Source organism: Pseudarthrobacter sp. PS3-L1, assembly GCF_030063285.1.
Classification (GTDB): Bacteria; Actinomycetota; Actinomycetes; order Actinomycetales; family Micrococcaceae; genus Arthrobacter.
Genome location: NZ_JASISU010000002.1, coordinates 227,670 through 242,293, shown reverse-complemented (window position 1 = coordinate 242,293; position 14,624 = coordinate 227,670). Strand labels below are relative to the sequence as shown.

Sequence of the window (14,624 nt, the reverse complement as noted above, 5' to 3'; positions counted from 1 at the left end):
GCTTTTTTGTGTGCAAGCAAAAATCAGCAAGGGTGCAGCCGGATGGCACCCGTCAGCCCACAAGACCCTTGGCGTAGGCGGCCTGTCCAGCATGCTGCAGGCAATCCGAGATGGTGCTGATCAACCGGGCGCCACGCGTTACAGCGGGATCCCAGGAGTCATCGATAATCCTGTCAAAGTCGCCGTCGGCCAAAGGGGTGAGAAGCTTCACCGTCTGGACATGCACAGCGTCGTAGTAGTCGGAAAGATTTTTGGCAGAAGCTCGGACTTTATCTACCGCGTCGCTGCCATGACCGTAACCGGTGTCGTCTTTCGGGAGATCGAGGTTGAACCGGGTGACAAAATCGTCCGCCGTCCAGACTTGTTCGGCGGCGAATGCGTCAGCGATTTGGGCGTCCTCCACGCGGGCGAGGTGCCAGATCAGCCACGCAATGGAATTGCCGGGCTTCCCGGAGGTACCGCAGGCGGGCCTGGCGGTGAGGGCGCCGTCGTCAATTCCTTCCAGAATGTCTGTCACAATTTCGTGCACCCGGTCAAACGAGTCCAGCATGACGTTGGTGGCTTTCATGGAGTCCTTTCACTGCGATATTCCGTGCCTTGACCACTATGCCAATGCTTTCACGGAGGCCATGGGGAGCGAAAGGCCACTCGGGGCCTTGACCTGGCTCCCGCCCGCTATACAGTGAGGCATGGAACATTTGGAACGGTTTATGGCCGGTTCCGTTGGGGAGTTGCAGTGAGTCCGGACCATGCGCTGTCTGCGCATCAGGAATCGGTTGAAGCTGATGTTAATGTCCTCAACGCCCGCCGGTACCACCTTGAAGGATCACTTCTGGCGATCCAGAATGCCATCGAAACCCGGCTGCGGGACGATGGCCTGAACTACCACCTGGTCAAGGGCAGGGTGAAGACGGCGGACTCCGTGCGGGTGAAATTGGGAAAGATCAACAGCGACGGCGATCCAAAGTATGCGAGCGGACTCGCCGGGTTGGACGATGTTCTGGGGGTCCGGGTCATCACCTACATTCAACCGGACGTCAAAAATGTGGTGGCGGCCCTGACAGGGCAGTTCCATGTCCTGGAGAATACCGATAAGACGGCACAGCTCATGGACCAGGGCATGCTCGGTTATGCCGCCCACCACCTGATCCTGCAGGTCAGCCCCGATCGGACGCCCAGTGGTTGCGCAAACTGCGTGGGTGAAAAGTTCGAGGTGCAGGTCAAGACAGTGCTCCAGCATGCCTGGGCGGAATTCGAGCACGATATTCGCTACAAGACTGCGGGCAAGGTGCCACCGGCAATTAACCGGGCCTTTACCCTGGCTTCTGGACTGATTGAATTGGCTGACAACGAATTCATCAAAATCCACGAGGCCGTGGCTAAGGTCGATACCGTCCCGGCGCTGGAATCCGACGCATTTGAAGGTGTCGCGCTCAATTCAGACTCCCTGGGCGACCTTTTGGCGGCTGAACTCCCAGACCACCCGCGCAGCCGCAAAGAGCAGTACGACTGGCTCGTTGATCTGCTGGGTGCCATGGAAATCAGCACCGTCGATGACGCCGTCCAGCTTTTCACCGGTGCGGACTGGACCTACGTCACAGAGCGGATGGACTACAAGTTCCCCGCTGGCCATGTTCGGGTGGCCGATGATTTCCTGATCCATACCTTTGGTGCGGATTACATCTCCAAAACTGAAAGCCTCGGGGACGACCCTGGCCGGGCAGCCAAGCTGAAATATCGCTGGAAAAAACTGGTGGCCTGACACCTGCTGGCCACCCATCAGTTCGCCGGCGCTAACTTCCCGCGTTGTCCGCTCGCTTTACGCAACAATGCCGCGCACCTCGAGGGTCCGCGGCATTGTTGGCTCGTATTATTGGAGGTTGAACATGCTCACCTCACGAGGTTGATATCACTCGGATGCGGAGTGCTCTTTCGCCACACCGTTCTCAGTGCTTCGAACCGGCGGCGTCGGAGTCTGTTGACCGAAGCCCTTCAACATTTCAATGACGTCAAAGCCCGTGGTGTCCTTGAGGAGCTGGGCTGTCTCCTGAACACCGGCGGAAACATTTTTGCTCACCTGGCCGGCACCGTCGTTTGAGATGACTGTCATGTTGCTGATGGCACTCATGGGAGCAGCAATTTCCCGGGCGATGGAGGGCAGTACTTCTAGCAGCTTGTTCAGGATTGCTGCTTCGTTGAACTGGCTGTAGGCCTTCGCCTGTGCCTCGATGGCTTCTGCTTCGGCCGTACCGCGCAGACCGATGACATCCGCGTCGGCAATACCCTTGGTTTTTGTCACCTCGGCTTCAGCGAGTCCGCGGATCTTGTTGATCTCAGTCTCGGCGTTACCCTTGGCAGTGTTGGCTGCGGCCAGGGCCCTCGCTTCCACTTCGTTACCGGTTGCCTTGAGCTTCCGCGTTTCCAGTTCAGCGGCGGCCTCGATCTTGGTGGCTTCCGAGATCCGGCTGCGGCGTTCGAAATCAGCTGATGCTTCAGTCTCCACCTTGTACTTGGCAGCATCTGCGGGCTTGCGGACCTCAATATCGAGTTCCTTTTCGCGCAGCTCTGCCTGCCGGGCCACAACCTGCTGGTTCTTGAGGATGATCGCCTGCTGCTGATCAGCCTGGGCCAGGGGGCCAGCAGCGTCGGCTTCAGCCTGGCGGGCGTCGGTTTCCTGCTTGAGCTCTGCACGGCGCAGGGCCAGCTTCTGCTCAGCCTCAGCCGTCTTCTGATCCGCAAGCGCCTTGGCTTCCGCAGCTTCGCGCTGGGAATTTGCCTCTGCGATACTGGCGTTCCGTGCCACCAGAGCAGCCTCGGGCCGGCCAAGGTTCTTCAGGTAGCCGCCCATGTCATCAACGGACTTGATCTGGAAGGTGTCGATGACCAGGCCCTGGTTGGTCATCGAGTGCTCGGCTTCTTCCTTGACGGAAGCCGCAAACTGGGCCCGGTCCTTGATGATCGCGTCAACGCTCAGGGTACCCACAATGGAACGCAGCGAACCGGAGAGGGTTTCCTGGGTGTAGTGGTCAATGGCATCCTGCTGATCGAGGAAGCGCTGGGCGGCCTTGCGGACGGAGATCTTGTCCCCGCCCACCTTGACCTGGGCAACACCGGTGAGCTTGAGCTGGATACCGTTGTTGGAGATGGCCTCAATGGTGACCTCCACCTGGCGCGAGGACAGCGAGATGTGGCTGGCGCGCTCCGTGATCGGGTTGACGAATGCCCGGTTGTTGATGATGACGCGTGACTGGTCATCAGAGGTTTCGTCAGTGGTGTTTGGATCGCTTTTGCCCGTGATGAGCATTGCCTCATTGGGCTTGGCGAACCTGATGCTTGAGGTGTAGAAAATAAAACCTGCGATGAGCAGGACCAGAACTGCGCCGCCGACAATCAGCAGCAATAGCAGTGTTCCCCCGATAACCATTGTTCCCCTTTGTGAGTGGCGGATCGCTACGATCATCGCCGGTGCTGAAACCCCGCCGTCCCAACGTGAACCCGACACCGCTTTTATGGTTGCGGTTCCGGCCCCAGCGTCGCGGCGAGCGTTCTCCATCACACCCTACGGGCAGTTGACCTGCGACGGTAACCTCTGTGGGTGGTGTCAGAGAATCACTGCACGCCTCGCGCGGAATAACAACGACGGCGCGTCAGGAGGTGGGTGGAGTCAACGGAACTTTTTTCGAAAACTGTCGCCTTGCTCTTGAAGACCGCACCCACCCTGCCACTCAGGCCCAACGTGCCCTCCTATAGGTTAGGACGAGCTTCGGCGCACCACCGTGACACTTCGACCCGCTCGATACGCAGGGTCCCACCGTCGGCCTCATTCCATGGATAGCGGGGTCCACGTTGAAAAACGGAGGGCATGAAAAAGGCCCGGAACTGCGAGGTTTCGCAAATCCGGGCCTCGTGCCAGGCATTTCGGCTGGGGCTTATGACCTTCAGTGTGAGGCGTGAGGGCACTTGGCGAAAAGCGCCAGATGCGAACCACCATGATTCCGCGGAATTGGTGGACTGTTGCCCATGTCGGCTGACTGACCCAGTTGGCGAAATTGTTCGGCCATGTGAAGGATCACCCTATACACATCTTCGTGACCACCTCAGAAGTTTAGTGGATAAGGAGTGTCAGTCCACCAATGCAGGGCAGGACATGGTCAGGTAACTACCCACACCACAAGAATCCCGGCGCCCCGTAGCGAAGTTATGGGCCACCTGAGCGATCAGTTTTGTTGGTGCAGAGCCCGCCCGATAGCTTCGAAAAAGGAGGGGACCTTCGGACCATCACGAGGCTGCTCTTGGCCGTGCGTCAAGAGCGGTTCGGAAGACATTGCGGTCGGCGCAGCTCTGACCGCACATAGTTCACAACAGGGGTGGTTGTGCTTACAACGTTTTGCTGGCCTGTTTGGGCTGCTTCCCGGAAGCGTCGTTGTATGCGTGAGCCTAGGATTATCTATTGACCTCAGCCCAATGCGCCGCGGCAGACGCCGAGCTTGCGGCTCGTGCTGAGAATGATAAAGAATCATTCTTCGGAATCCAGCTAGTGGTGATGGCACCCCTCCATCCTGCAGGTTTTATGAAACTCATAATAAATGAGAATACTCCCGAACTAACCACAACCCCATTGGTAGTAAAAAGAGTTGACGGAACACCAGCCAGCACAGCGAATATATATTGCTGGCTCTAAAAAGCACGAGAGAACAACGGCACAAGGCTTGGGGCCTCTACGAGGCTATGCTGCCATTTACGGCGATGTTAAACGTCACGAGGCTGGAAGAAGGTCTCCTGACGCTGGGTCTGAGGAACAAGAATTCACCGTTGTTCGAATTCTTGAGGCACCTGCGCAAAGCGCTGCTCATGGAAATGGATGGCACTTGACTGGGCAGGAGCCTAAGCACCCATGACAGCTCTGAAGCATCTCATTTGATAGCTCGATGCACGGGACCATTGCTATTTATAGCGAAACCGTAGCGCCGGACGACTTCACGACCTTCACGATGATTTGGGGGACAAACTACTTTCAATCCCTGAAAATTGCAGATGAGCGTCATCAACGCCACGTTCTTTTCTCGCGACACTAAGTGCGGTATCTCGTAATCGACGCGAAGCACGCCTGCAACTTCCCGAACGACGTCCTACAAGCGGGCGTCAGTCATCCTTCACTCGCTAACGGCCCTCAACGGGAGTCCGTCAAATTTTCCTGGCTGACTGTCCCAAGCAAGGACTACTTGCGCTCGTCTAAATCGATTCTGTCGATTGTAATACCGGCTGTGCCCTACCGGACGGCTAGTCGGGTCCACGCACGAACCCTGACACGATGGTTTTCGGCACCACCCGAGCCCTCGACAACGGAGGAATCCAGCAAGCCCGCCAAGATCCTTCAATGTCTGCGTGTGAGATCAGAATCGGCCCAACAATTCTGCCCGCTTCGCTTCGAACTCCTCATCACTGACAAGCCCCTGCTCCTTGAGCCGTGACACGTCTTCAATCTGGGTGGCGACGGACGGTGAGGCAACTGCGGCGAAGGTGGGTCCGTTGTTGCCTATGGATCGCACGATGATGCCCGCCAGGACCAGAACAATGCCCAATACGATCAGGATCCACGTCGGGACGACAGCCGCCGCAATGCTCTCCTTGCAGTCAGCCGCTGCACCCCCGAAAGAACCCTGCAAGGTGTCGTAAAGCGCGGCGACGTTGCTCCTCGGGCTGAAAACGCTGCCGCACATGCCTCCGGTTTTCATGGACCCGACGACGATACCGACTGTCGACGTGACAAGGCCTATGACGACGAGATAAATCCAGCCGCGGCGCTTCCGACCAGTTTCAGACATGGTTTCCCCCAATGGTTCGTGCAAAACATCTCGATTGAATCATATCCGCGCAGTACCCGCCGAAGCCGAATCCTGTCGCTTATAACGTGACTACGCCAGCCTGAAATCATCCCCACCGGCGGACAGTATCCCGCCGCCCCGTCATCATGAGCAGCCAAAGACTCTCGGACCCCTCCTTGGACGGCAACGCCCGCGAGGCCGTCATCCTGGCCAATTGCTGGTGCGTGCCCGGTTCCGTATTCTGACCTACAGCCATTCGTTGTCGGTAAGTGATTCGAGCCAGGCAGGTCGGCCGATGGCCATTCCTGCGGCAGACGTTATCCGCCGAGCTTGGCGTGGTCTGGACTCGGATCGGTACCGGAGCGTGTCCAGTTCTTACCGACCACCCCGCCCAGCTTCATCACCCGGTTGGTGTCGAACCAGTTGCCATGACATCCATATCGTAATGAAGAAGCGCGGATCCTTGACGCTGAGATCCGCAAAGGAATGGGCCGAAATACCCGTGCTGAAGCCGGAAGATCGCCTATCGCTATTTGCGTCCGTCCAGATCAATGCGATCGATCGCGATGCCCTTCGAAATTTCAGCCTCGCTGAAATCCTTGTGCGCCTGGAACTCCCCCCATATCCAGGGTGTAGAACTTCAGTCCGGCCTTAAGTTTCCGGCTGAACTTGAATTCGCATTTGACTTCTTTGGCACCGCCGCTCACCCCGACCCCGTCATGCAGTTTCCCAACGGCCAGGGTCTTGCCACCTTCGGTGATCTTGTATTCCCTATATTTCTGCATCGAATCATTTCCCATGCCGCTGCGCTTGTTTCCCACAATGTGGGCCAGGCTGACGGGGTTTGAGGAAGTAACGCTGCCCTGTGCTTTGAGTGTGCCTGGTTGCAACGAGCAGGACGCGAGTACAACGATGATGCCAACAATTGCGATAAGTTCGCACGGTTTTTCAAGGATTCCCTCAGCCATCGCGATGAATCTAGTTTTGCTTTTCAGCCTCCGGGTGATCCACCACGGCGAACTGCAGCAACACGGCCGTTTATGGACCATCTCGTGCGCTGTCAGGAACTCTCAACAAAGAATCTTGCAGCTCCCCGAAATTCGGTCATGCGGTGCATTCAGCCACGCTCACCATGGAGAAGACCATCAACGATCAGGCCGGGGACGGCTATTGGCTACGGGATCGTGTCCACGGACACAGCCCTTAACCAACCCCCTGTAGTCTCACCGTTGATCGTTGCCTCTTCGGCTTCCAGGACCATCTGAACTTTTGTACCGTCCCGCCAACCGGCAGCATCCGACTGTTCGACAAACACGGACAGGTCTTGGGCTCCCCCCTTGGCCTTTAGCATGACGGTAAATTCGCCAGCCGCGCCGGTCATCCACAGTTTGGACATGAACAGCTCGCCGGTCAGCCCAAACTGATCACCGTTTTTGATTCCACCCATTTGAGCGGAGTTGAGCTTGTCCAGCAGTTCATCAACGGTGATAGCCACGACCACAGGTGCAGCAGGCGGGGACTCGATAGAGGGCGCCGTTGCCTCAGCAGGTAAGGTCCGTGCTTCAGTTTCGACGATCTGGGATGGGGCCGGCGACGGGAGCGCCTCGGCGCTGTTGTTTGAACTATCCCCTCCCCCGACCGCACTGATGATGAGCGATCCGACGATGAGGAGTGCGAGCAAGCCGCCACCTGCCCCGATCAATTTCCAAGGAATCTCTGGTCGTGGCCGCCGGAAGGTCAGCTCCGACATCACTGTCCCTTGTTCCTGAGCGACGAACTCCCAGCCCTCTTTCTCTAACTTGGCTCTAGTCCTGGCTTCCAAGCCGCGAACCGCCTTGACGGACTTAGTCTCGTACTTCACACCTGTTGCTGTCGTCATGTTGCCGCTCCCCTCGGCCCGGACATCGAGCGCTCTACGAGAGCTTAGGGTGGCGAAACGGTGTCTCCAAATCAGGTCTCACGGGCAACGCGCAGCGCAACGTTGTCTGCCCTAAATTGATCCCTCGAACGAACGCCACTTTGGCTTTATCAGTTCAATTTTCCGCCGGACGTCGTCTCCCGAGCAGACCATACCTGCGCACTACACCGCGATGTGGTCGATGTCTTCGCCATCCACATGTCTTCTGCGGTCCTTGGCATCAGCGAAGGATTCAGGAATTGATTCACCCTGACGGACGTGTATCGCGCGTCGACGTGCTCGACAAGAAATACTCCCGCGAGGGCAACGCGCTGCTCGTATGGCCTAGTCAAACTCCACTTCGCATCGAACCGCTCGTCATCCGCGGCACCTAGTTCGTCCCGCGGCCCTACCCTCCCAGTTTCCGGCCGCGATGCGAAAGACGAGAATGCCTGAGTTCGGCTACGTGTGCCAGGCAATTGACGAGCATATTGAATTTGCGAGGCGTCGGACAGACGCATCGACGGACGGGTCCTCCGAGGCGAAGCCGGCGGCCTGAGTGCGCATTGCATCCGATAATTCCGTCCAGGTAATCCAGCAGAAGACATCGTGGATCCGTTCAACCAGCCCTTCCAACGCCAGCTCCTCGTTGTTAGCGCGTAGTAGTACGGACTCAAGTTCGGCGGAGATGGCGTCTTCGAGGCTCATTCGGCCACGGCCTCGGACCAGAACCGGAGGGGCCGCGCCCAGCAACATGATCAGAGGGGTGCGCGTAGCTGCATGTGCCATCGTTGCCAGGTATTCCTTTGCCAGCTGCTGTGGCTGGAATGAACTCGATCGAACGCGCTTGGCCTCAACGAGGACAAACGAGCCCGGAGAAGTGATGAGAGCGTCTGGCTGCACCACGAGCTGGTTAGTTCCTGACCGGTTCGGGGCGAGCGCCATATCCCCTGGCAGGAATCGAAGTTCGGCTTCTTCGATCTCTTTGGCCAGGACATTCCTGGCGTGGTCTGCGCCCTTGGCGGCACGAATTGCCGCACCGAGGAAGCGGTCGCGGGGAAGGAAATCGAGCGCCATCATGACTTCTGCGCTCAGCACGTTCTCCCGGCCCCGGCCGCCCTGACGGTAACTGGTCGCGTGTTCCCACGAGACTTCCTCAAGCAGCTTTCCGACCATCGACATGGCAATACCCGGCACGGATTCCACACAGATTCCTTTCCAACTCGTCTATTGCAGACCTGACCGTGACCGCCGGCTTACCCCACCATCGCCGAAACGCGTACTCGATTCAGCGCCTCAGCCAGCAGATCCACATCCGCCTCCGGGAACAAGCTTTCCGGCCCCGCAGGCGCAGCGTCGCTGTAGGGAGACTCGTACAGCGCGCCGACATCCATGACGCCGTTCTCCGTGAGCTGCTGGACGATCATGTCAACGAAGTGCAGCTGGTTCGCATTGAGGGTCCTGTCCCCCACGAACTCCGACAAGGAATCCAAGGCCGCCTGCCGGTCCATGCCCACCAAAGACCTGACAAACAGCCCAAGACCCTCAGCCTGTGCGGTGGCGGCTTCAAGTTCCTCCGGTGAACCCGCGCCGCTCTCAATCAGCATGCGCTGAAGTTCTGCAAGATCCGTCTCAGTCAGGGGCAGGCCCCGGCGTAGGCGGTGGATTGCCATGTGGTCCAGGAAGCCTTGGAGGTACATCCGGGCCTTCTCGCGGTACCGGGCCAGATCTACCGATCCAGTGACGGTCCCCTTCAGCTCACCTTCGACGAGCTCGCCGAGGGTGTCTTCGAAGTTCGTGTAGACCACCTTGCGGCGCTTCTTCTCGATCAAGTGGACCAGCCCCCGGAGCCGGACCCGGATCAGTTCCAGCCACTGCGGCGAGACCTGGCCCCACTCCCCTCCCTCCAGAATCGACTGGATCAGGAGAATCTGGGCCGCGATGGCGGGGATGTTCGGCTGGTCCTGCAGGGCGGACGCAATCTCGACGATCTTCTTTCGGTACGGCTCGACGGCGGCCGCAGAGGTCAGCGACGCCAGCTGCGCCTGGTACATCAGCAGGTCGAAGCGTTTGGCTTCCTCGGTATCGGCGGCGGAAGCCAGCGTCGCCAAGGGGGCGAGCTTGGTCTGTAGGTCCGTCAGGTCCTGCGTGCCAAGGGAGCCCCAGGAAGCGGGCTTCGAGAACCTCTCCACCCACTCCAACTGCGGGCGCACCAGGAAGTTCTCCCGGGGCATCCCCGCCACCTGACCGATCAGCCCGGCTTGAAGTGCCGGCACGAAGTCGCCGTCGAGCCCGGCAGTGCGGGCTTCGGCCAGCAGCTGTGTCCGGACGGCGAAGCTGCGGTGCGCCAGAGACTGTCCCAGGGACCCTTCGGAACCGGGCAGCTCGGCGTTGAAGTATTCAACGTTTTGGCAGACGTCGAAGATGAAGAAGTCCTTTTTGTCCTCACCAGGTCCGTACAGTTCCGGTCTGAGCCGGGTGCCCCGGCCGACCATCTGCCAGAACTTTGTCTTGGAGCGCACCACCTTGAAGAAGAGCAGGTTGACCACTTCGGGCACGTCGATCCCGGTGTCCAGCATGTCCACGGACACGGCAATGTGTGGACTGTCCTCGGTGCGGGCGAAGGCGTCGATCAGGGTGGAGACGTAGTTGACGTTGTGCGTGATGATCTTCGCGAAGGTGCCCCCGTACTGGGGGTAGTTGGTGTTGAACCGTTCAGCGATGAATTCGGCGTGTTTCTGGTTCTTGGCGAAGATGATCGTCTTCCCGAGCCGGTCTCCCCCGGCGACCTTGTGCCCGCGGGTCATCAGCACCTCCAGTGCCTTGTCCACGGTGTTGGCGTTGAACAGCCAGGTGTTCAGGATGGCCGGATCCACGGCGTCGGGGATCTCCCCGTCCTCATCCCATTCGGCGGAGTCCCACTCCTCCTTTTCCTCCTCCGAGAGTTCTTCGTAGCGGATTCCTTCGACCGGGAACTTCAGCGGAATGGATACGGTCCGGGGCGGTACGAGGTAGCCGTCGGAGATGGCCTGCGTCAGCTCGTAGGCGAAAGTGGGGACGTGGTCCTCGATGTCGAACAGGGAGTAAGTGTTGCGGTCCACTTCGGACTGCGGTGTGGCGGTCAGGCCCACCAGATACGCATCGAAGTAGTCGAAGATGGCCCGGTACTTCTGGTACACGGAGCGGTGGGCCTCGTCGATGATGATCAGGTCGTAGTGTCCGATCCCGAAGCGTTGCTTCAGGACCGTGCCGTCGTCTGTACGTTCGTTGATCAGGTTCATCATCGTCGGATAGGTGGCGATGTGGATGCGGCTGTCCGCCTCCACATCGCGGCCCAGCACCACCGGGGACGATCCGGGCAGATTGGTTTTGAAGGCGCGTGCGGCCTGGTCCACCAGTGCTACGCGGTCCGCCAGGAACAGCACGCGTTTGGCCCAGTTCGCCTGCATCAACAGGCTGGAGAGCGCGACGACGGTGCGCGTCTTGCCGGAGCCGGTCGCCATCACCAGCAACGCCTTACGTTCCTTGTCCTTCTCAAGGGCGTCAGTGACGGCCCGGATGGCCGACTGTTGATAGCTTCGGCCTGCGATCTCGGTGTTGATGGCTGCCGTGGCCAAGGGTTTCCGTGTGCTTCGGCGGTCCACCATGAGCTGGAGCTGGTCCCGGGTGTGGAAACCCTGGACCGGCCGGGGCGGATAGCCGGAGGCGTCGTCCCAGATCCAGTGCTCGTAGCCGTTGCTGTAGTAAATCACCGGGCGCTGGCCCTTCTCCGTCTCCAGAGCATCGGCGTACAGCTTGGCCTGCTGCTGCCCCTCGTAGGGTGACTTGGCTGTCCGCTTGGCTTCGACGACGGCGAGTGGTTTGCCGTCGGATCCCCACAGGACGTAGTCCACGAACCCGGTTCCGGTGGTAGGGCCAGAGTGGGTGGGCATGTGATGGACTTCGAATTCCCGGTCCTCGACTTCGTTCAGTGCCCATCCTGCTTCGCCCAGGTACAGATCGATGTAGACCCGGGTTTCCGCCTCGGAGTAGTTGTGGCTGTCCGGGAGCTTCTTGTTCTCTTCCTTCGCCCGGGCAATCTCCGCACGCAGGGCCTCAAGCTGAGCCTGAAGTTGCTCGTTGTCCTGCTTCTGCGCTGCCAGCGACGCATCCTTGGCGGCCAGTTCTTGGGCGAGTTTCGCCGTTTGGTCTGCCGTGCGGGGCTTCTGTGCCGGTGCAGGAACACCGGGCCTCGGGGTCGGGCTAAGGAAGTCTCCGTTGAACGCGACCGTTGAGGCCGGGCGGTTGGCAGAATCGCGAGTGTAGCGAAGCGCCAGCCAGATGCAGACGTGGAAGAGTTCCTTGACGATCTCCTCGGAGTGCTGGATGGTGACGGCAGCGTTGGTATGGATGGCGCTGTTGGCGATTCTCCGGATGAGGTGGAACTTGCTCACGATGGTCTCGCCCGCGAGCCGCTTGAATGTCGGTTCCGACATCAGGGCGATGAGGTCGTTTTTGTAGGGCAACGCGAGCGAGTCGTCAGCGTCGTACAGCCACGCCAGCAGCGTTTCGACAGACCGCCGCGCGTAAAGCAGCGAAGACCGAGGATCCCGCCGCGCATACAGCTCGGCCAGCCGCGCTTCCTTCGCTATACTCGGCCACTCCGCCTGCAGTACAGCGAAGTTGCTGTTCACATCCCCCAATGCCACTCCTCTGTTGATCTTTTCTCTGGAGCCTAGATGGTGTTGCCCGGCATTTGACCGGGCAACACCGCTTTCAACTCAAACCGCGGCAATGCGAATTTCTGTTCCGAGGCCGTCGCTACTCAAAGAAGTCCTCGTCGAGCTCGACAATGTCGTAACTCTGCTTCACTTGGACTCCCACCCGGTACTTGATCATCAGCCCCACAAGCCGAGCACCGTCGATCAGAATGACCCGCGACGGAACCGCCTTCACGTAATCCCGGCGCCGGAAGTGAAAGCGCTGGTGGTAATGAAAACACCGCGCGAGGCTCCGACACCGTGGAGTGCGCCGACGAAGGCCTGAATGGCCTCACGGCCCACCGTATTGCCATCGGCATACCGCTTGGCCTGCACATAGATGCGGTCCAAGCCCAGCGCGTCCTGGTCGATGACCCCGTCGACGCCGCCGTCATTGCTGCCACCGATGCGCTTCCCTCGCTGCTCGGCTCCGCCGTACCCCATCCTGAGCAGCAGATCGACAACCGCTTGCTCGAAGAAATCGGGGTGACTCTCCCGGAGACGTGTCAACAGTGCGTCACCGACATCCGAGTGGATCCGATTGATCCCTGATTCGATCTGCTCGATCGGGTCAATATCTTCGACGAGAATTTCGTCGACGACGGACGGCAGCGGTTTCCGGGCATCCGACTGCGGCCAGAAAGGCGCAAACAGCATCCGTGCCGTGGAAAAGTCCCTGATCCCTTCTGGGTTACTGGACAACCACTCCCGCCCCCCAACGGTGATGCGGTAATTGGCCCGGACCGGCCGCTCGATCCATCCGGCTTTGAGAAGGTTGCTGATGGCCCAGCCGAGCCGCTGCTCGGATCGAAGTCCACCGGTGTTCAGCGTCTCCGAACGCGCAGCCTCCGACAGCCCCGCAGAATCAATGGCTCGGCTTACGATGTCTCGGCGGTGCAGCGTATCGCCGGTGGACAACACCCGAAGCACATGAGTCACAAAGAACGGCCAAATCGGCACTTCAGAGTCCGTTGTGGCGGAAACCGTCTCGCTCATCGGAGCCCCGCCTTGAAGGAACGATCCTGGAGCGAAGCGAATAAGACGTTCAGTTCATTCAGCTGGCCACGGTGGCTTGTCCTGAGCCGCTCAATGGCCTCGTACCTAGTCGCAAATTCACGCTGACTGGCAAGCTTCGGCATCCGGACTTTAAGACTTGACAGGATCTTGCCGTTGAGATTCGACATGGTCACTCCTTGCGAAGCATCCTCAAGTCGGCGACGTACCGAAGGTGACGAAAGAACTTGCTGCAGATAACGCGGCGAAACCGCTTGTGAATCAGGACGGACGATCATAGAACCAGTTCCACAAAGCAGTGGCAATTGGGCTGCGGAGACCAACGCGCATCGCCCCATCTCACCCCGCCTCGCAAGCACGATGTCATCTGCTTGAAGGTGGTAGGAACGAAGTTCGTCGAACTTCATCGGCGCCACCGAATAATCTGGACTCGCCTGAATTTGTCCAGAGACAATGTGCATCGGGTTGATCAAAGGCACCCCATTCTGGATGTAGTCCTCCCGGTGGAGCAAGGACCCAAAGGGGCCAGTTTGAATTGATTCGCACAGTTCTGCTAACGGCACCGCCTGCTTCTCTGACAGCTCTTGGGCGTTGGCATTAAAGATGGATTGGGTGAGAGCATCAAGGTGGGCAAGGGCTTGACGCCGGTTGGTGCGGAGCTCGTCGGCTTTGTCCAAGATGGCCGCAATCCGCCGCTGCTCATCGAGAGACGGTAGTGGAATTACCAGACGTGCGACGATTGCCTTCGAAACTTCCTTGAATGTCGCCCCGACGCCCATATTTTGAAGCTTTGCACGGTTCGCTTCGAGCCACCGGAAGAGGTATCGACTGTCCAGTCGCTCCGGGTCCGGGACGAAGCTCTTAAAACCCTGGTTGGTGGCCATGGGGGTTGTGTTGATAGCAAGAAGACCAATTGGCGCCCGTGAGCTAAACAGAACTGAGTTCGCAGGGAGTAGCTCAGCGCTACTGTTGCGTAATCCGGCTTCCGTGATCAAACGGGGAGTGGTATGAATTTCCACTGAATCAAGGCCGCTGAGGTCCTTGGGGGTCGCCCACGGGACGTCTCCATTCCAGAAACTGGATTCCCCAGTTTTCGGCGTGCCTCCGGAAACGATGCGCGCCACCGAACTGAGCAGCACATGCTCTACC

The 14,624-nt window shown here is 59.0% G+C and carries 11 protein-coding genes; 1 reads left to right on the top strand and 10 read right to left on the bottom strand.

Annotation, left to right across the window (positions count from 1 at the left end; all coding sequences use genetic code 11):
- Nucleotides 1–52 precede the first annotated feature (52 nt).
- Nucleotides 53–568, bottom strand: coding sequence for a mycothiol transferase (locus QMG79_RS05550; protein ID WP_283537589.1), 516 nt, complete (start codon nucleotides 566–568; stop codon nucleotides 53–55).
- Nucleotides 569–736: 168 nt separating this feature from the next.
- Here QMG79_RS05550 and QMG79_RS05545 point away from each other — a divergent pair, with 168 nt between their 5' ends.
- Nucleotides 737–1,762 carry a GTP pyrophosphokinase gene (locus tag QMG79_RS05545; protein WP_283537588.1) on the top strand — a complete coding sequence of 342 codons (1,026 nt, stop codon included), beginning with the start codon at nucleotides 737–739 and terminating at the stop codon, nucleotides 1,760–1,762.
- Nucleotides 1,763–1,909: 147 nt separating this feature from the next.
- Here QMG79_RS05545 and QMG79_RS05540 read toward each other — a convergent pair whose 3' ends face one another.
- From QMG79_RS05540 to QMG79_RS05500, 9 genes are all read right to left on the bottom strand, one after another.
- Complete coding sequence (locus tag QMG79_RS05540; protein ID WP_283537587.1) at nucleotides 1,910–3,424, bottom strand: flotillin family protein; 1,515 nt, start codon at nucleotides 3,422–3,424, stop codon at nucleotides 1,910–1,912.
- A 1,969-nt stretch (nucleotides 3,425–5,393) separates the two neighbouring features.
- Nucleotides 5,394–5,825, bottom strand: coding sequence for an SHOCT domain-containing protein (locus QMG79_RS05535; RefSeq protein WP_283537586.1), 432 nt, complete (start codon nucleotides 5,823–5,825; stop codon nucleotides 5,394–5,396).
- A gap of 581 nt (nucleotides 5,826–6,406) precedes the next feature.
- Nucleotides 6,407–6,793 (bottom strand): hypothetical protein, encoded by a 387-nt coding sequence (locus QMG79_RS05530; RefSeq protein ID WP_283537585.1) that lies wholly within the window; start codon nucleotides 6,791–6,793, stop codon nucleotides 6,407–6,409.
- A gap of 206 nt (nucleotides 6,794–6,999) precedes the next feature.
- Nucleotides 7,000–7,704, bottom strand: a complete 705-nt coding sequence (locus QMG79_RS05525) for a hypothetical protein (RefSeq protein WP_283537584.1) — start codon at nucleotides 7,702–7,704, stop codon at nucleotides 7,000–7,002.
- A 480-nt stretch (nucleotides 7,705–8,184) separates the two neighbouring features.
- Nucleotides 8,185–8,928, bottom strand: coding sequence for a hypothetical protein (locus QMG79_RS05520; protein ID WP_283537583.1), 744 nt, complete (start codon nucleotides 8,926–8,928; stop codon nucleotides 8,185–8,187).
- 50 nt (nucleotides 8,929–8,978) lie between these two features.
- On the bottom strand, nucleotides 8,979–12,395 hold the full coding sequence (locus QMG79_RS05515; RefSeq protein WP_283537582.1) for a DEAD/DEAH box helicase family protein: 3,417 nt from the start codon (nucleotides 12,393–12,395) through the stop codon (nucleotides 8,979–8,981).
- 127 nt (nucleotides 12,396–12,522) lie between these two features.
- Nucleotides 12,523–12,657 (bottom strand): hypothetical protein, encoded by a 135-nt coding sequence (locus QMG79_RS05510; protein WP_283537581.1) that lies wholly within the window; start codon nucleotides 12,655–12,657, stop codon nucleotides 12,523–12,525.
- Nucleotides 12,654–13,457: a restriction endonuclease gene (locus QMG79_RS05505; RefSeq protein ID WP_283537580.1), complete on the bottom strand. Its 804-nt coding sequence runs from the start codon at nucleotides 13,455–13,457 to the stop codon at nucleotides 12,654–12,656. Before QMG79_RS05505 ends, QMG79_RS05510 begins: the two co-directional genes overlap by 4 nt.
- Nucleotides 13,454–14,614, bottom strand: a complete 1,161-nt coding sequence (locus QMG79_RS05500) for a restriction endonuclease subunit S (RefSeq protein ID WP_283538008.1) — start codon at nucleotides 14,612–14,614, stop codon at nucleotides 13,454–13,456. The genes QMG79_RS05505 and QMG79_RS05500 overlap by 4 nt, the downstream gene beginning before the upstream one ends.
- Nucleotides 14,615–14,624 lie beyond the last annotated feature (10 nt).